Annotated in this window: 1 protein-coding gene; it reads right to left on the bottom strand. The window is 70.9% G+C overall.

The features are described from left to right. Positions 1–227 (bottom strand): condensation domain-containing protein (locus F0L68_RS41995; protein ID WP_149855500.1); only part of this gene is annotated, 227 nt, incomplete at both ends.

Below are 227 nucleotides of genomic sequence, written 5' to 3' on the forward strand. Positions count from 1 at the left end.
GTCCTGGTGGTCGAACGCGCCGTGCACGGTCTCCCGCAACTGGTCGAGGAACTCGGCGAACGTGCGTCCGCCGTCGATCCTGGACCGCAGCACGACGGTGTTCACGAACAGCCCAACCAGGTGTTCCAGGCCGGGGTGGTCGCGGCCGGCGACGGCCGTGCCGACGGCGATGTCGTCCTGCCCGGACCACCGGTGCAGCAGCAGTTGGCAGGCGGCGACCAGGACGG

The sequence above is a fragment of the Solihabitans fulvus genome (assembly GCF_008386585.1).
In the GTDB taxonomy this organism is placed as follows: Bacteria; Actinomycetota; Actinomycetes; order Mycobacteriales; family Pseudonocardiaceae; genus Solihabitans; species Solihabitans fulvus.